Genomic DNA, 17,071 nt, shown 5'->3' with positions numbered 1-17,071 from the left:
AGAAGAGGGGTGGCACCTTGCCATCCCTCTTCTTTATTATATAATCTGCAGTGAATCAAGGAATACAATGATAATAACCAGTGGAACCACATAGCGCAGAAGGAAATACCACACGAAAAAAATTCCATTCAGCGATTTTAAACCTTGAATCAATTCATTTCTCAGCAGATCTTTCTTCATTTTGTATGACACAAATATGGAAATCAGCAAAGCTCCAACCGGCATCAAAATGTTGCTGACAAGAAAATCAGCAGCATCAAAGATGATTTTGCCGAAAATTGAAATCTCGGATAAGCTGCCGAAGGATAATGCAGATGGGACCCCGACGATAAAGATTGCCAGTCCTGTCAGCCAGGCTGCACGGGTTCTGCCACTTCCTTTCTTATTTGTCAGAGCAGCCACCACAATTTCAAGCATTGAAAAAGCGGATGTTAAGGTTGCAAATAAAAACAGTGCAAGGAAGAAGAGCAGGAACACCCGCCCAAACAGAATCTGATCAAAAACAGATGGCAGGACAATGAACAATAAGCCAGGACCTGCAGCAGGCTCAAAACCCAATGAGAACACAGCAGGGAAAATAGCCAGGCCAGCCAGAACTGAAATAAATAAGTTCATTCCGACAACAGAAAAAGCAGGCTGCATCAGATTTTCATTTTTAGATAGATAAGAGCTGTACGTTACCATAACCGAAACCCCGACACTTAGAGAGAAAAACGATTGGCCCATCGCATAAAGAACGGTTTCGGACGTTAAATTTGAAAAATCAGGCTTTAAAAAGAATGAGACACCTTCCATTGCATTATCCAGTGTCAGGGATCTTGCAATCAAAATAATAAATAAAAGAAACAAAGCCGGCATCATAATTTTGCTGACCTGCTCGATCCCCTTCTGGATGCCTTTGGCAACAACTAAAACAGTTATGAATAAAAAGACCCCTTGTGCCGCTACAACAGATACAGAGTCTGACACGGCTGCGCCAAATAGCTCCTCATAATTGCCTGCACCATTCATGGACCCGGTAACCCCGTATACAATGTACTTCAGAATCCACCCGCCTATTACACTATAGAAGGATAAAAGCAGAAAACACGTGAATACGCCAAGGTAGCCTATCCAGTGCCATTTAGTTCCCGGAGCAATATTCTTGTATGCCGAGATTGCCTCCTTCCCCGTACTGCGGCCAATAACAAACTCAGCCAGCAAAAGCGGAAAACCAATTAAAAGGGAAAATAACAGAAATAATAATATAAATGCCCCGCCTCCGCTTGTTCCTGTCACATACGGAAGCTTCCAGATAGCTCCAAGCCCGATTGCCGAACCGGCCGATGCTAAAATAAATCCTATCTTCGATGACCATTGCTCATTTTGCTGCATGCCTGTACCTCCAAAATTTTTTTATCGCAGTCTTAAGGGGTTTATAGAAACCGGCCGGATTTCTATTTAAAAAACAAAAAAGCCACATTCTTCAAAAGGGACGTGAATTTAGGTTCACGCGGTACCACCCTTTTTGAAAGCATGTGACTTTCCACTCAAAAATATAACGGATTAACCGTCTTCTCTGCTATATGCAGGAAAGATAAGCTCCAAGATGAAATTCATTTTATCTTTGTGCCAGTTTCCACCATCCACTGGCTCTCTATAAACAGGGAGATAAAACTTAATAGAGTCTCTTCATAGCTTTTTACTATAATGTTTTAAAGTATAAGTGTGATTATAGTATGCATGCAGATAACCGTCAATGCCAAATTAGAAAAATTCAATTTTTCCAGGCATTACTTTTCATTCCAAATCCGCTTCCATTTGGTATCTTCACCATTTACTTTAATTTCGAAAACATCCGGGTTGCTCATCTTCATCAGATGCTCAAAGCCTGCATTTTCATCGAAACAGCGGAGCAACAGCGTTGATAAATTGCCATGGCTGACCAGAATGATGTGATTCTCATTGGACGCGATTAATTCATCCAGCAGGGAAGAGGCTCGTTTCATTCCTGATGAATGAGATTCTCCCCCTTCAAAAACGAGTTCAAAATCAGAAAAGCTTTGCTTAAGCTTGTCCTGCCAATCATCAAAAAGAATAGAGCTCAGCACCCTTTCACCCAAACGGCTTTCCTCAATAATATCCAAATTTCTCGACTGTGCAAGCGGCCAGATTGTTTCAATGGCCCGCACAAAAGGGCTTGAGTATATGCGATTGATTTCCTTGCCTTTAAAGAAATCAATTAATTTTAATGCCTGTTCCCTTCCCCTTTCTGTCAATTCGGCGGAGAAAGGCTGGCCCTCCGCCTTCGCATGGCGCACGATATAGAAAGTCTTCAATTAGTTCGCCTCTCCTTTATCAAGCGGGATATGAATTTCTTTAAAGTCCTCAGCAATAACCGTATTGGGGAAAATGGTCTGTGATTCTTTCACAAGCTGTCCCCACTCCTGGCGTTCATATCGTGAACTGATATGATTCAGGCAAAGTTTCCTTGCATTCGCCTCGAGCGCAACTTGAGCAGCCTGAAGGGTTGTCGAATGAAAATAATCGTATGCAAGTTTCTCTTCCCCCCCTGAGAAGGTTGCCTCATGTATTAAAAGGTCAGCATCAGCAGCTAAATCTATTGCCGCATCGCAGAATCTGGTATCTCCCAGCACCGTGACAATTCTCCCCTTTTGAGCCGGCCCCAGGAAATTTTTTGCTTCGATCATACTTCCATCCTCAAGCTTTATGTTTTCGCCATTCTTTATTTTCTTATATATCGGACCCGGTTTGATTCCCGCTTCAGCAAGTTTGTCCGCAAGCAATGTGCCCGGACGGTCCTTTTCTGTAATCCGGTAGCCGTATGAGGATATTCCGTGCTCAAGCATGCGTGCTTCTACCTTAAAGTCTTCTTCATCAAACACAATACCCTCAGTGATTTCAGCTACCTTTAGGGGATACTTAAGGTATGTGCCGCTGACAGATAGCGAAACTTCAATGAATTCTTTCAAACCTTTTGGCCCATATAGGGTCACCTCTGTATCACCGCCCTGGAAAGAGCGGCTTGAAAGCAGGCCGGGCAGACCATAAATATGGTCACCATGAAGATGTGTGATAAAGATTTTCTCAATTCTTCTCGGTTTAATGCTAGTATGTAAAATTTGATGCTGGGTCGCTTCTCCACAGTCAAAAAGCCATATGCTTCCTCTTTCATCCAGGAGCTTTAAAGCCATCGAAGATACATTCCTCAGCTTAGCGGGAATTCCTGCTCCCGTTCCCAGAAAAAAAATGTCCATATGTAAAATACCTCCCTCCGGCAATTTATGGTTTAGCCTGTCTGGTCTTGTACGAATATAAACAATATACCATAGCAGCTTAGGAATTCATTCAATTAACAATGTTTTTTTGTTTTATTTGAAAGGATAGTTCCCGGCTGTTAGATAGAAACTATGATAAAAAGGACAAACTTAATATTTGCGAAAATAGCTGTAAACAGATACAATTTTATACTTGTACAGACGTTTTTTTGCAATGCAATATACAGCTTCTTCTCAAGCTGAGGACGGACAAAAGTCAGTCCCGCCTTACATACAGAAATTTTGTCGAAAAGAGGTTCTAGAATCGTGAAAACAAACGAAAAACCGGCCGGACTAATAATGATATTTGGAGCAACAGGGGATTTGGCAAAGAGAAAACTGTTTCCCTCACTTTACCGCTTATATAAAAAGGGCAGGCTGTCTGATCGCTTCGCCGTAGTGGGGGTTGCCAGAAGGCCGTTATCACATGATGAATTTCAGACAAGTGTCAAAACCTCTGTTGAGTCCGCTATAAAAGATAACGGAGAACTTGAAGATTTTATTTCTCACTTTTACTATCATTCGCATGATGTGACGGATTCCAGTTCCTATTTGGCATTAAAGAGCATGGCCGAAGAATTGGATACTCATTATTCCCTTGGAGGCAACCGCATTTTTTACCTTGCCATGGCACCTGAGTTTTTCGGAACCATTGCAGAGCATTTAAAAGCAGATGGCCTGACAGATGTAGATGGTTTTAAGCGTCTCGTCATAGAAAAACCATTTGGGCATGATCTTGAATCAGCGAAGCAGCTTAATAAGCAAATCCGAAAAGCTTTTTCAGAGAATGAAATTTACCGGATTGACCACTACCTTGGGAAAGAGATGGTGCAAAACATTGAGGTTATCCGTTTTGCCAATGCCATTTTCGAACCTTTATGGAACAATCGCTACATCTCAAATATCCAGGTTACATCAAGCGAAGTACTTGGTGTAGAAGAACGCGGCCGTTATTATGAAAAAAGCGGCGCCCTTCGTGACATGGTCCAAAACCATATGCTGCAAATGGTTGCCTTATTGGCAATGGAACCGCCAATCCGCCTGACAACAGATGAAATCAGATCTGAAAAAGTAAAAGTTTTAAGAGCCATGCGCCCAATTGAAGGCGATCAGGTGAGAGATTACTTTGTCCGCGGCCAGTACGGAAAAGGCCATTTAAATGGACAGGAAGTACCAGCATATAATCAGGAGCCGATGGTGGATGAACAATCAAACACCGAAACGTATGTAGCAGGCAAGCTGATGATTGACAATTTCCGCTGGGCAGGTGTGCCTATCTACATTCGTACAGGTAAAAGAATGGCTGCTAAATCAACGAAAATTGTTATCCAGTTCAAGGACATTCCGATGAACTTATATTATCAGACTGAGCAAACGCTAAATCCAAACCTGCTGGTTATCCACATTCAGCCCGAAGAAGGTATTACCCTTTATTTAAATGCCCAAAAATCAGGCCAAAACATGGAAGCCACACCGGTAAAATTAAACTTTGCCAACAAAGGCATCGATGACATGAATACACCTGAAGCGTATGAAAGGCTTTTATATGATTGCATGCGCGGTGACGCCACAAACTTTACACACTGGGATGAAGTTGCCCTTTCCTGGAGCTTTGTCGACAAAATTTCCGACGTTTGGGAAAACACAAAAGAAGGAGATTTCCCTAACTACGAATCGGGTTCAATGGGTCCAAAAGAAGCAGACCGGCTGCTTGAAAAAGACGGTTTCTTCTGGTGGCCTGTAACTGACCTTGATGTTGAACAGTGTTAATTGATTCTGAGACCCCCTGCTGATGAAGGGGGTCTTTATTTTTATTAAAGACAAAAAACAGCGCCGCTAGGACGCTGTTTTTTATTATTCCATCCAATTTGTATGAAAAATGCCTTCTTTGTCTGTACGCTGATAGGTGTGTGCTCCAAAGTAGTCACGCTGTGCCTGAAGAAGGTTTGCAGGCAATGTTTCCGTGCGGTAGCTGTCATAATAGGACAGCGCAGCAGCAAAGCATGGTACAGGAATGCCGTTCTTTACAGCCATGCTGATAATTTCACGGGCAGCATCCTGATAGCTTTCTACGATTTCCTTGAAATACGGATCAAGAAGGAGATTCTTCAAGCCTGGCTCACGGTCATATGCTTCCTTGATTTTCTGCAGGAATTGGGCACGGATAATGCAGCCGCCGCGGAAAATCATCGCAATATCACCGTATTTCAGATCCCATCCATATTCTTCGGAAGCTGCTCTCATTTGAGCAAATCCTTGTGCATATGAGCAGATTTTGCTCATGTAAAGAGCTTTGCGGACACTTTCGATAAATGCTTTTTTATCGCCTGTGAAGTCCTGTCCAGCGGGCCCGCGAAGAACTTTGCTTGCATTCACACGTTCTTCTTTCATGGCAGAAATGAATCGGGCAAAAACGGATTCAGTAATGATAGGAAGCGGTACACCGAGGTCAAGCGCACTTTGGCTTGTCCATTTGCCGGTTCCCTTTTGGCCTGCTGTGTCAAGGATGACATCTACCAGCGGCTTTCCGGTTTCCTCGTCTTTTTTCGTGAAAATATCAGCCGTAATTTCAATCAGATAGCTGTCAAGCTCGCCTTTATTCCATTCTGCGAATACTTCATGAAGCTCTTCAGCAGTCAATCCAAGCACGTTTTTCAAAAGAAAATAAGATTCGGAAATCAGCTGCATATCGCCGTATTCAATGCCGTTATGCACCATTTTCACATAATGTCCTGCCCCATCCGGCCCGATGTATGTGGTGCATGCTTCGCCATTAACCTTTGCTGCAATATCTTGAAAAATCGGGGCAACCAGCTCGTAGGCTTCTTTTTGGCCGCCAGGCATAATGGAAGGTCCCTTCAGAGCGCCCTCTTCGCCACCTGAAACTCCCGTACCGATGAAATGAATGCCCAGCTCGCTTAATTCCTTATTGCGGCGCTGCGTATCCACAAAGAAGGTATTCCCTCCATCAATCAAAATATCCCCTTTATCCAGCAATGGCTTTAACTGCTCAATTGTCGCATCTGTCGGACCGCCTGCTTTCACCATAAGCATGATTTTCCGGGGTTTTTCCAGGGAACTCACAAACTCTTCAATTGTATATGTACCTTTAAAATTTTTTCCTTCCACTTCCTTAAGCATCTCATCCGTTTTTTCACGCGACCGGTTAAATACAGATACCGAGTACCCTCTGCTTTCAATATTCATGGCAAGATTTTTGCCCATGACGGCTAAGCCGATAACACCAAACTGTGATTTCGTCATCTTTTATTACTTCCCTTCCAGCCTTTATGCGTTACATACAAAATCCAATCAAATAATCCACTCTACTTTAGCAAGATTCCTATCCTGATTCAACTTTCCTGTCTTAGTTTTGCTTATAGCCTCCTGAAAAACTCATGAATGATCATCTTTTTCTTTTTTATCGCTTCTTCCTGGACTGCCATGTAAAAAGTCTTTATTAAAGCTGGTGTCAGTGCCGATCTTGTGGCTGGCCAATTTCATATCCGAAAGTGCACCCGCATTGTCGATTATTTTAGTGCCGTATTTCTTGCGCAAAAGATCCATTGTCTGAAATAACGGCTCCTTTCTGGCATCTTTTTCAAAACTGAACAGATCCAGCTGTTTAACCGCCTGTTCGGGTTCGACAAGGTCGGTTCCTGTAATGCCAAGAAGCCGTACAGCATTTCCATTCCAATGTTTTATAAAAAGCTCTTTTGCCATTTGGTAAATTTCTTCATTATGCTGAATCGGATTTTTCAGTTTGCGGCTTCTGGTAATCGTTTTCCGGTCCTTATATCTGATAGTAATCCCGAGAGAAAGCGCCATTACCTGTTTCCTTTTCAACCGGGAAGAAACCTGTGCAGCCAGCTTTTCAAATACCTGAAGCAGCTCTCTTTGATTTGAAACATCTCTTGGCAGTGTGGTCGAATTCCCCACACTTTTAAATTCAGACGCCGAGTCCGGATCGACTTTTCTAAGATCCTGGCCATTGGCTTTTTGTTTCAGCCTCGGGCCATTGATGCCCAGTGCTGCTTTTAAAATAATTTCATCCGCTTTTGCCAATTCGCCAATTGTGGTGATGTTGAGATTTCTCAGTTTTTCTCCTGTTTTTCTGCCGACTCCGTGCATTTCCTCCACTTCCATCGGCCAAAGGATATGCGGTACATCTCTTTTTCTGAGAACTGTAATCCCCATCGGCTTTTTCATGTCGGAAGCCATCTTGGCTAAAAATTTATTAGGGGCAACACCTATGCTGCAGGGCAAATCAAGCTGCTGAAAAACCTGCTTTTGTATCGTCGAGGCAATTTCTATTGGGCTCCCAAACTCATAGCTGTCTGTTATGTCCACATATCCTTCATCAATGGATACAGGTTCAACAAGGGAGGAATATTCGCGCAATATATCAAACATTCCCATAGAGGCAGCACGATATCTCTCAAAATTAGGCTTCATGATAATCAGCTGGGGACAAAGCTTTTTAGCCTCCCATAGAGGCATGGTGGTTTTTACACCGAATTTCCTTGCCTCATAACTGCAAGTTACAATAATACCGCGTCTCTCCTCCGGATTCCCTGCGATTGCTAAAGGCTTGCCCTTTAATAAGGGATCATAAGCCATCTCAACCGAAGCATAAAAACTATTCATATCAACATGAAGGATAACTCTCCCATTTTTCGGATACATTTGTTTCATGCCGGCACTTCCCTGTAAATATAATTCAATTCTATTTTAGCAAATATTTTTCATTTCTATTAATCAGAGACTTTTTTGAAAAAGCGAAAACAGGGAATCTCTCTGATCCCCTGTTCCAGAATTCGTCCGCTATGCAGTTGTATGCTGTGTTTTCATATACTCTTTTATTTCTCTTATTCCATCTAGTGATTCCACCAGCTTTAATGGGTCAATTATAGTAATCAGCCTATTATCGATATTAGCCACACCTGTAAAATAATTGGTTTTTTGATAGGCAATCAGACCTGGCTGTTTCAGGCAGCCTTCTGGAATATCAAGAATTTCCTTGGCTTCATTTACAAGAACGGCGAATGATAGCTCGTCTGTCTGCAGCACAATCATTCTTGCGGAGTCACTATCAGCAAGCTTCCGGGTGTAGAGAATTTCTTCAAAATCAACAACAGGAATAAGCTCTCCCCTGACTTTAACAATCCCTCTTACATAGGCGGGCAAATGAGGAATCGGTGTAATACCGTCCATTTTCTCAATGGATATAACAAAAGGAACCGGTGTAGCATATTCCTCATTTCCTGCCCTGAAAACGACAGCTTTATTATTTTCAATCATCGCATTTCCTCCTCGGAAACTCTTATGTATAGTACTAATATACCATAGCCATTATTTTCTAACTAGTGAGGAAATAATAGAATGCTTCAGCAAAAAAGAGAACCACATCGGTTCTCTTTCTTGCTGCTTAAGCTGAAACTTCTTCAATAATGGCAATGACCATTTCAGCCAGTTTATTTAATTCTTCAATAGGCATGCGCTCATTGGTTGTATGAATTTCTTCATAACCGACAGCAAGGTTAACTGTAGGAATGCCAAAGCCGGCGATTACGTTTGCATCGCTTCCGCCGCCGCTGTGAAGAAGCTCGGAGCTGCGGCCGATTTTTGCAGCCGCTCTGCGTGCTACTTCAACGACATGATCACCTTCGCCAAATTTAAAGCCAGGATACATGACCTGAACATCCACTTCAGCTTTGCCGCCCATTTCTTCGGCAGCACTTTCAAATGCTTCCTTCATTTTAGCTACCTGCTGTTCCATTTTTTCAGGAATTAATGAACGTGCTTCTGCTAATACATCAACATGGTCACATACAATATTCGTTTGCTGTCCGCCTTCAAAACGCCCTATATTAGCCGTTGTTTCTTCATCAATGCGGCCCAGCGGCATTCTTGAGATCGCTTTCGATGCCATCGTGATTGCAGAAATGCCTTTCTCAGGAGCAACACCGGCATGAGCTGTTTTTCCTAGAATAGCAGCTTTAACTTTAGCCTGGGTTGGGGCAGCAACGATAATATTCCCGACTTTGCCGTCACTGTCTAATGCATAGCCAAACTTAGCTTTAACAAGTGAAGGATCGAGAACCTTCGCTCCAACCAGTCCGGATTCTTCACCGACTGTGATAATGAACTGAATAGTTCCATGAGCGATATTCTGCTCCTTCAGGACCTTAACAATTTCGAGCATAACGGCAAGTCCTGCCTTGTCGTCTGCACCCAGGATCGTTGTTCCATCGGTTACAACATAGCCGTCCTTGATGGAAGGTTTAATTCCTTTTCCAGGAACAACCGTATCCATATGTGAAGTGAAATAAATTGTATCTATTCCTTCTTTCGTTCCCTGAAGAGTGCAGATGAGGTTGCCTGCACCGTGTCCGGTCTGTGCAGTAGTATCGTCTTCGTACACCTCAACCCCAAGATCCCTGAATTTTTTCTTCAGAACTTTGGCAATTTGAGCTTCATACTTTGTTTCAGAATCAATTTGCACCAGTTCCAGAAATTCGTTTAATAAACGTTCCTCATTAATCATTTATGTACAAACCTCCAAATTTAAGCTTACTAAGCAAGTATAACTCCAAAATTTTGGCACAGCAAATCAGGAATCCATTATAGCGGAATATTTCCATGCTTTTTATGTGGTCTGCTTTCTTTTTTATTGCGCAGCATTTCAAGCGCCTGAATGATCTTGATTCTGGTTTCGCGCGGATCTATGACATCATCTACCATGCCCCGGCTTGCCGCAACATATGGATTTGCGAACTTTTCTCTATACTCTTCGATTTTTTGTGCTCTGGTGGTCTCGGGATCATCACTGTTCTGGATTTCCCTTGCAAAAATAATGTTGGCTGCACCTTGAGGACCCATTACTGCCACTTCCGCATTCGGCCATGCAAAAACAAGATCTGCGCCAATAGATTTACTGTTAAGGGCAACATAAGCTCCTCCGAATGCTTTTCTTAAAATAACAGTAAGCTTTGGCACCGTTGCTTCTGAGTAAGCATAGAGAATCTTTGCACCATGCCGTATGATCCCGCCATGCTCCTGTTTAACACCCGGAAAAAAGCCTGTAACGTCCTCAAATGTAATAAGAGGAATATTAAATGAATCACAGAACCTGATAAACCTTGAAGCCTTATCAGAAGAATCTATATCGAGTCCTCCTGCCATTACCTTCGGCTGATTGCAGACAAGTCCCACCGTCTCACCCTTGATCCGGGCAAGGCCGACTACAATATTTTTAGCGAAATCACGCTGCACCTCCATAAAAGTATCATTATCTACTACCTGTTCAATGACTTTTCGAACGTCGTATGGACGAAGGGCATCAAAAGGAATGGCGTCTGTCAGATCCGGACGGTAATCATCGTCCTCTTCCCATTCCGACATAGGAGGTTTTTCTTCGTTATTCTGCGGAAGGTAGCTTAACAGACTCCGCACCTGCTCAATCACTTGCTCTTCGGACTCCCCTCTAAAGTGTGCGTTTCCACTGATTGTATTGTGCACACGGGCACCGCCCAGATCCTCAGGAGAAATTTTCTCACCCGTCACCGTTTCGATTACTTTTGGTCCGGTTATGAACATCTGGCTCGTCTTTTCCACCATAAAGACAAAATCCGTAATCGCCGGAGAATATACTGCACCACCGGCACAAGGCCCCATGATGACTGAAATCTGCGGAATCACTCCTGAATAAATGGAATTCCGGTAGAAAATATGGCCGTACCCATCAAGGGAAACAACACCTTCCTGAATTCTGGCGCCGCCGGAATCATTCAACCCTACAAATGGAGCACCATTTTCAGCTGCTAAATCCATAACATTGGCAATTTTTTTTGCATGCATTTCCCCGAGAGCGCCCCCAAAAACGGTAAAGTCCTGTGAGAATAAGAAGATAGGACGTCCGTTGACCTTTCCATAGCCAGTTACAACACCATCTCCAGGCCCTTTTTGGTTTTCCAGTCCAAAATCCGTGCTGCGGTGCTCAATAAATGGGTTCAGCTCAACGAAAGTTCCCGGATCTACTAATAAATCGATTCGTTCCCGGGCAGTCAGTTTTCCTTTTTCATGCTGTTTTTGTATACGCTCATCCCCTCCGCCCAGTTCTACTTCCCTGCGCCTGTCGTATAACTCATTTATTTTCTCATAGATGTCTGCCATACTTTATTTCAATCCTTTCTTTTCACAGAATTCATACAAAATACCGCCTGTCGATTTCGGGTGCATAAAGGCTACATGGGCACCGCCTGCACCAACCTTAGGTTCATCCTGCAGCATTCTGATACCCTGTTCCTTCATGTCGTTTATGCGTTCTTGTATGCTGTCAACTCCCAGTGCTACATGATGCAGCCCTTCGCCCCGCTTTTCTATAAACTTGGCAATTGGGCTTTCTTCACTTGTCGGCTCAAGCAGCTCAAGTTTCGTTTCCCCCGCTTTAATAAACGCAACCTTTACTCCCTGGCTATCTACTTTTTCTAATCCCAGAAATTCAAGCTTAAGCATTTCGGTATAAAATGGAAGCGCTTCATCGATAGACCTGACAGCAATTCCAATGTGGTCCACCTTCTTAATCATCTGTTTCCCTCCTCATGGATGCCGAAATTATGAACTTCCTGCAAGCATATTTTGTGTCTTTTATTTAAATATTCGTTAAAAATGTCGAAAATCCTTTTAAAAATTGAGCGGTTGTTCAATTTGATGATTCTTAGTAAAATAAGAGTAAGAATTGGGACGAGGAGGCATAGAATGTCAAATAAGAAACTGGCGAAAGTCATTGTCTATCTAATGATATTTGCAATGCTCGCATCTACCCTCATTATGGGTATGTCGATGTTTTTATAACAAGAAACTCTATTCATTTTTCAGCTGCTCAGGATGGCAATTCCGGGCAGCTTTTTTTCTGGCAGAACAGAATCTGTGCACTTTTTTGTTGATGCTATTAACTTAACCTCACGAGCGTATGAACTTCGAACACAAAAAGCAAAAACCCGAGAGTCAGAGTCCGAAGCTGGCGTTCATCCAGCTCATTAAAAAACTGCATCCATTCAGATGCAGCTGTAAGTTCTTTCAGTTTTCTTTTTTTATGACGCCGTAATCTCTTCCAAGTTCGTCAAAGCTTTTAGCTGAGGTGACAACTAAAATTTTTGTTCCAATCGGCACGGATTCATATAACGACTCGACTGCCTCATTCTGCAATCTGATACATCCATTGGAGACATATCTGCCGATGGAAAGAGGATCATTCGTCCCGTGAATGCCATAGATTCTGCCATCAGTATTTTCTGCGTCAAACCCAATCCACCTTGTGCCGAGCGGATTCCGGGGGTCACCGCCTTTTATGTCTTTTTTTCTGTAGTATGGATCAGCTGCCTTTACAGTCACTGTGAACAGCCCTTCAGGTGTAAGGTCATCCGTTTTCCCGGTTGAAGCTGTGATGACATTCTGCACTCTATGATCCTGTATAAACGCAACTTCATTTATCCGTTTATTGACTATCAGAAATGGATCCCCAGGCAGCGGATTAGGTCCCAATGGCCAGATTGGGGAAAGTGAGAAAAACAGTATGGCCGCTGCAGCAAACTTCAGCATGACAATTCACGCTCCAATTCCTTTTCCTTAGTTTGCTTCTGCAGTCCCGTTTTGATTCATTTCCTTATCCTTTAGCCCTTTAAAAGAGCTCTTTATAATTAAATACTGTTCCATTTCTTTGACAAAGTGAAGCAGGGCAGCACGCGCCTCAAATTCCTCCCTTGTTTTTGGGAGCTCCATATTTTCAAAAGAAACCTTCATACGGTACAATTTCTCCAGAAACAGCAGGGCCGTATTTCCTGGATGAATATGCTCTGATAATTCTTCAATAAAATCAGCGATCATCTCCCCCTGTTCAACAGGAAGTGCAATGGAAGTTACGCTCGGAAGAACCCTTTCAATAATTTCAAATTGTTTTTCCCTCATTTTGAAATAATGATAATATAAATTTTCATCTCTTCGAAAGTGGTTTTCAACATCTCTGAAAGCCAATGCTTTTGCTTCATCAATCAATTCCATTGTTTCAGTAATTTCTCTGCCGTCCCAGCTGCTTTCATGGGTACGCAAATACCTCACGATTTCGTCAAAGATAATCTTAAAGTTTTCTTCTATTTCCAGCCTATATTCCTTAAGCTTCGATTCCAGGCTCGGCATGTAGAGGTTCGCGATTAATGCAACACCGATCCCGACAATAATGATGCCCAATTCATTCAGTAAGAGGTCCTTTGAAACCTCCCCTGCAGAATAAATATGCAAAATAATAACTGAGCTTGTTACAATTCCATCGCTGGCCTTTGCCATGACTGCTGTCGGAATAAAAAACAGCAGCAGCAGTCCGATTACAAGCGGATGGTAAGCAATGCCCTCAAAAAACAAGGATGAAAACGCCATTGCCAGCAGGCAGGCAAAAAATCGGTCCCATGAAGCCCGGAGTGATTTTTTCTTTGTGACTTTTATACATAATATAGTCAGGATGCCTGCAGAAACAAAATTATCAAGCTGCAGCATCTGTGCAATCATGATGCTGATGGAAGTCCCCACTGCAGTCTTGATTGTCCGGTAGCCAATTCTGTACTTCATTTATTCAAACTCCTATATTCAACTGCCCATCAAATATTAAAAAGGCTGTCAGGTATTTAAATGCGAAAGAGAAGATGATCATGTTGACCATCTTCTCCCATAGCATATATCGATTATAGCATTTTTTGCAAGAAATCCCTTGCACGTTCACTCTTAGGATTAGAAAAAAATTCTTCAGGCGAAGAATCCTCTACAAGCACACCGCCATCCAGGAACAGCACCCTGTCTGCCACTTCACGGGCAAAGCCCATTTCATGGGTAACAATCGCCATTGTCATACCTGTATGTGCTAAATCCTTCATAACGTCCAGCACTTCCTTCACCATTTCCGGGTCAAGAGCAGATGTTGGCTCATCAAACAGCATAACTTCAGGCTGCATGGCAAGAGCTCGAGCAATCGCAACCCTTTGTTTCTGTCCACCGGATAACCTATTAGGATACTCGTGTGCTTTAGCAGATAACCCTACTTTCTCCAACAGCTCGAGCCCTGTTTTCTCTGCTTCCGATTTTGAAAATCCCTTAACCTTCATCGGTGCGTAGGTCAGGTTTTGCAGGGCAGTTTTATGGGGGAATAAATGAAAATGCTGAAACACCATCCCTACATTTTGGCGCACTTTCATTATGTTTGTGCTTTTATCCGTAATGTCCTGCCCATTAATCATGATCCTGCCGTCTGTTGGCATTTCCAGAAGATTGATGCAGCGGAGGAACGTTGACTTCCCGGAACCGGACGGACCTATTACAGCCACTACTTCGCCTTCTTGAATATTGGTTGAAATTCCTTTTAGAACTTCAAGTTTACCGAAATGCTTATGCAAATTTTCCACTTTAATCACTGCGTCTCATTCTCCTTTCAATTCCTTTTCCAAGCACAGTCAGGACCATTACCATAATGTAATAAATCAGCCCGGCAATCAGTATCGGTTCGAAGTAGGAAAACTTTTCGCCTCCCACGATGTAAGCCCGGCGCATCACGTCTGTTACCCCAATGACCGTTACGATTGCAGACTCTTTTGTAAGAGTAATAAACTCGTTCATTAATGCAGGCAAAATGTTTTTCATTGCCTGCGGAAGGATGATATCCATCATGGCTGGCCTGTATGGAACGCCAAGTGCCATTGCCGCTTCACTTTGCCCTTTATCCACTGCCAGGATTCCCGCCCTGATAATCTCCGAAATATAGGCCGCTGAATTAAGCCCAAAAGACAGGACCGCAGCTGTGGAAGGATCAATTTTATACCCGATCAGCTGGGGTGACCCATAATAGATGAGCATCAGCTGAAGAACAAGAGGTGTTCCCCTAAAAACGGATGTGTAGGCATCTGCAATCCAGCCAAGAAATTTAAATTTGCTAATTTTAAAGAATGATAGAATAATACCTAATACAAAACCCAGTATGCCTGCCATAGACACAATTTGCAGCGTGACGCCAATGCCTTTAAGTATATATGGAAGGGAGGGAATGAACTGCTGAAAATCCAGATTCACTATCTTTCCATCCTTTCTGTAAGTAATTTATTTTCTGAGAAGAATAAAGCGTCCAAAGGAAGATATGCCTTGGACGCCAATTCCCAGCGAATTATTTGTTATCAAACCATTTTACGATCAATTCTTCCAATTCACCGTTTTCTTTCATCTTCAAAAGCTCTGCATTAAATTCTTCAGTTAATTCACTGCCTTTAGGAAAAGCAATGGCAGAACCTGCCTCTGTTTCATCTTCTTCAATTGTAAAACCCGCCAGGTCTTTATTTTTTTCAAAATATCCTTTTGCAACTGTGTCTTCAATCATGGCAGCATCAAATCGGCCTGCCATGATTTCCTGAATTAACTCAGGGATGCGGTTGCGGTTTTCCACAGTCATATCAACTGTTTCAGCAATTTCTTCTGCCTTATCTGCCTGAATGGAGGCAAGCTGCACACCTATTGTTTTTCCGTCTAAATCTTCCAATGATTCAATTCCGCTGCCTTTTTTAGAAACAATCATGTGGCTCGCTGTATAATATACATCGCTGAAATCAACGTTTTCTTTACGCTCTTCTGTAGGAGTCATTCCTGCTAGAACAAAATCAACCTGGCTTGTTTCCAGTGCAGGAATCAGTCCGTTAAAATCCATATCCTTCACTTGAATTTCATAACCCAATTTTCCAGCGATCGCTTTGGCCAAATCAACATCAAAACCGATGATTTCTTCCCCTTTTGCAGAATCTACATATTCAAATGGCGGGTAATCCGCTGATGTACCCATAGTTAATACTTTTTTATCTGAGTTTTCCCCTGAGCCGCTTCCAGTGCTGGCTTCTTCACTTGTGCCGCATGCAGCTAATAAGCTGACTAAGAGCACGCTTAATGCAATCATGATCACTTTTTTCATTTTTGTTTCCCCCTATAAAATATGAATAATCTCTGTATAACTATTAATAAATATTCACTAAAATGAATTTTAACAGATTTTTATATTTATGCAATAAGATTTTTAATTATTTACTAGAAGTTTAATTTTTCAGATAACTGGATCCAAAAAAAAGTCCCGTAATTCGGGACTTTTCTCTGTTTATAGCTCTTCGCAATATTTCTCAAAGGCATCCTGCAGTTTTTGGACAACTGCCATTGGCTCATGGCCTTCGATTTCGTGGCGCTCGATCATCGTGCATAGCTCTCCATCTTTGAGAAGTGCAAAAGATGGTGATGATGGCGGATAGCCTGTAAAATAAGATCTGGCTTTTTCGGTTGCTTCTTTATCCTGTCCGGCAAATACCGTAACCAAATGGTCAGGGCGCTTGTCATAATGCAGGGAATGCATGGCGGCAGGACGGGCAATTCCGCCTGCACACCCGCAGACAGAGTTCACCATTACAAGTGTGGTTCCCTTTTTATTAAGGGCATCATCCACTTCTTCCGGTGTCGTTAATTCTGTATAGCCGGCATGCACGATTTCCTGCCGAGCCTGCCTGACAACATCATTCATAAATAAATTGAAATCCATATTCAAAGTCATCACTCCTCAGTTAAAAATTCTCTTGACTATATACATAATACCAATACAAGAGTAAATTTTACAATCAAGTCAATTTTTTGAACAAAAAAGTTTAGCTTTTGGGTTATCAGGGAAAGATAAAACTACAGCTAGATCC

At 42.5% G+C, this 17,071-nt stretch carries 17 protein-coding genes and 1 other annotated feature; of the genes, 2 read left to right on the top strand and 15 right to left on the bottom strand.

The window, feature by feature from the left end; translation table 11 throughout:
• Positions 1-36: 36 nt before the first annotated feature.
• The 3 genes from PBF_RS12060 to rnz all read right to left on the bottom strand — a co-directional run bounded on the left by PBF_RS12060 (position 37) and on the right by rnz (position 3,257).
• Positions 37-1,374, bottom strand: coding sequence for a sodium-dependent transporter (locus tag PBF_RS12060; RefSeq protein ID WP_035330042.1), 1,338 nt, complete (start codon positions 1,372-1,374; stop codon positions 37-39).
• 93 nt (positions 1,375-1,467) lie between these two features.
• Positions 1,468-1,684 (bottom strand) — a binding site (T-box leader).
• 88 nt (positions 1,685-1,772) lie between these two features.
• Positions 1,773-2,318, bottom strand: coding sequence for a histidine phosphatase family protein (locus PBF_RS12055; protein WP_035330041.1), 546 nt, complete (start codon positions 2,316-2,318; stop codon positions 1,773-1,775).
• On the bottom strand, positions 2,319-3,257 hold the full coding sequence (gene rnz, locus PBF_RS12050) for a ribonuclease Z (protein WP_035330039.1): 939 nt from the start codon (positions 3,255-3,257) through the stop codon (positions 2,319-2,321).
• Positions 3,258-3,584: 327 nt separating this feature from the next.
• Between rnz and zwf the strand changes: the two genes are divergently transcribed.
• Positions 3,585-5,087, top strand: coding sequence for a glucose-6-phosphate dehydrogenase (gene zwf, locus PBF_RS12045; protein ID WP_152539677.1), 1,503 nt, complete (start codon positions 3,585-3,587; stop codon positions 5,085-5,087).
• Between the two features lie 84 nt (positions 5,088-5,171).
• Here zwf and gndA read toward each other — a convergent pair whose 3' ends face one another.
• The 6 genes from gndA to mce all read right to left on the bottom strand — a co-directional run bounded on the left by gndA (position 5,172) and on the right by mce (position 11,906).
• Positions 5,172-6,581 carry an NADP-dependent phosphogluconate dehydrogenase gene (gene gndA, locus PBF_RS12040; protein ID WP_035330038.1) on the bottom strand — a complete coding sequence of 470 codons (1,410 nt, stop codon included), beginning with the start codon at positions 6,579-6,581 and terminating at the stop codon, positions 5,172-5,174.
• Between the two features lie 132 nt (positions 6,582-6,713).
• A complete protein-coding gene (locus PBF_RS12035; RefSeq protein WP_035330037.1) occupies positions 6,714-8,012 on the bottom strand; it encodes a DNA polymerase IV in 1,299 nt (432 codons plus the stop codon).
• A 129-nt stretch (positions 8,013-8,141) separates the two neighbouring features.
• Positions 8,142-8,618: a chemotaxis protein CheW gene (locus PBF_RS12030; protein WP_035330036.1), complete on the bottom strand. Its 477-nt coding sequence runs from the start codon at positions 8,616-8,618 to the stop codon at positions 8,142-8,144.
• A 127-nt stretch (positions 8,619-8,745) separates the two neighbouring features.
• Complete coding sequence (locus PBF_RS12025) at positions 8,746-9,864, bottom strand: tripeptidase T (protein WP_035330035.1); 1,119 nt, start codon at positions 9,862-9,864, stop codon at positions 8,746-8,748.
• 77 nt (positions 9,865-9,941) lie between these two features.
• Entirely contained in the window at positions 9,942-11,492 is a 1,551-nt protein-coding gene (locus tag PBF_RS12020; RefSeq protein ID WP_035330034.1) for an acyl-CoA carboxylase subunit beta, read from the bottom strand.
• A 3-nt stretch (positions 11,493-11,495) separates the two neighbouring features.
• Complete coding sequence (gene mce, locus PBF_RS12015; RefSeq protein WP_035330033.1) at positions 11,496-11,906, bottom strand: methylmalonyl-CoA epimerase; 411 nt, start codon at positions 11,904-11,906, stop codon at positions 11,496-11,498.
• 171 nt (positions 11,907-12,077) lie between these two features.
• Between mce and prli42 the strand changes: the two genes are divergently transcribed.
• On the top strand, positions 12,078-12,173 hold the full coding sequence (gene prli42 / locus PBF_RS25860) for a stressosome-associated protein Prli42 (protein ID WP_152539676.1): 96 nt from the start codon (positions 12,078-12,080) through the stop codon (positions 12,171-12,173).
• Positions 12,174-12,398: 225 nt separating this feature from the next.
• Here prli42 and PBF_RS12010 read toward each other — a convergent pair whose 3' ends face one another.
• The 6 genes from PBF_RS12010 to PBF_RS11985 form a co-directional block, all read right to left on the bottom strand.
• A complete protein-coding gene (locus PBF_RS12010) occupies positions 12,399-12,920 on the bottom strand; it encodes a L,D-transpeptidase (RefSeq protein WP_200870040.1) in 522 nt (173 codons plus the stop codon).
• Between the two features lie 27 nt (positions 12,921-12,947).
• Positions 12,948-13,940, bottom strand: a complete 993-nt coding sequence (locus tag PBF_RS12005) for an aromatic acid exporter family protein (RefSeq protein WP_035330031.1) — start codon at positions 13,938-13,940, stop codon at positions 12,948-12,950.
• A gap of 113 nt (positions 13,941-14,053) precedes the next feature.
• A complete protein-coding gene (locus PBF_RS12000; RefSeq protein WP_035330030.1) occupies positions 14,054-14,776 on the bottom strand; it encodes an amino acid ABC transporter ATP-binding protein in 723 nt (240 codons plus the stop codon).
• On the bottom strand, positions 14,769-15,428 hold the full coding sequence (locus tag PBF_RS11995; RefSeq protein ID WP_035330029.1) for an amino acid ABC transporter permease: 660 nt from the start codon (positions 15,426-15,428) through the stop codon (positions 14,769-14,771). The genes PBF_RS12000 and PBF_RS11995 overlap by 8 nt, the downstream gene beginning before the upstream one ends.
• A 91-nt stretch (positions 15,429-15,519) precedes the next feature.
• Positions 15,520-16,311, bottom strand: a complete 792-nt coding sequence (locus PBF_RS11990) for a transporter substrate-binding domain-containing protein (RefSeq protein ID WP_035330028.1) — start codon at positions 16,309-16,311, stop codon at positions 15,520-15,522.
• A gap of 180 nt (positions 16,312-16,491) precedes the next feature.
• Positions 16,492-16,929: a BrxA/BrxB family bacilliredoxin gene (locus tag PBF_RS11985; RefSeq protein WP_035330027.1), complete on the bottom strand. Its 438-nt coding sequence runs from the start codon at positions 16,927-16,929 to the stop codon at positions 16,492-16,494.
• Positions 16,930-17,071: the final 142 nt, after the last annotated feature.

The organism is Cytobacillus firmus DS1, assembly GCF_000565285.1.
Classification (GTDB): Bacteria; Bacillota; Bacilli; order Bacillales; family Cytobacillaceae; genus Cytobacillus; species Cytobacillus firmus_A.
Note: the sequence above shows the minus strand (reverse complement) of the source record. Positions and strands in the feature narration are given on the sequence as shown.

Excerpts from the sequence above, each read along its gene's own strand:
- rnz (WP_035330039.1), bottom strand. The coding sequence starts at position 3,257 with ATGGACATTTTTTTTCTGGGAACGGGAGCAGGAATTCCCGCTAAGCTG.
- PBF_RS12035 (WP_035330037.1), bottom strand. The coding sequence starts at position 8,012 with ATGAAACAAATGTATCCGAAAAATGGGAGAGTTATCCTTCATGTTGAT.
- PBF_RS12030 (WP_035330036.1), bottom strand. The coding sequence starts at position 8,618 with ATGATTGAAAATAATAAAGCTGTCGTTTTCAGGGCAGGAAATGAGGAA.
- PBF_RS12060 (WP_035330042.1), bottom strand. The coding sequence starts at position 1,374 with ATGCAGCAAAATGAGCAATGGTCATCGAAGATAGGATTTATTTTAGCA.
- PBF_RS11990 (WP_035330028.1), bottom strand. The coding sequence starts at position 16,311 with ATGAAAAAAGTGATCATGATTGCATTAAGCGTGCTCTTAGTCAGCTTA.
- PBF_RS12005 (WP_035330031.1), bottom strand. The coding sequence starts at position 13,940 with ATGAAGTACAGAATTGGCTACCGGACAATCAAGACTGCAGTGGGGACT.
- mce (WP_035330033.1), bottom strand. The coding sequence starts at position 11,906 with ATGATTAAGAAGGTGGACCACATTGGAATTGCTGTCAGGTCTATCGAT.
- PBF_RS12020 (WP_035330034.1), bottom strand. The coding sequence starts at position 11,492 with ATGGCAGACATCTATGAGAAAATAAATGAGTTATACGACAGGCGCAGG.
- PBF_RS12025 (WP_035330035.1), bottom strand. The coding sequence starts at position 9,864 with ATGATTAATGAGGAACGTTTATTAAACGAATTTCTGGAACTGGTGCAA.
- gndA (WP_035330038.1), bottom strand. The coding sequence starts at position 6,581 with ATGACGAAATCACAGTTTGGTGTTATCGGCTTAGCCGTCATGGGCAAA.
- prli42 (WP_152539676.1), top strand. The coding sequence starts at position 12,078 with ATGTCAAATAAGAAACTGGCGAAAGTCATTGTCTATCTAATGATATTT.
- PBF_RS12010 (WP_200870040.1), bottom strand. The coding sequence starts at position 12,920 with ATGCTGAAGTTTGCTGCAGCGGCCATACTGTTTTTCTCACTTTCCCCA.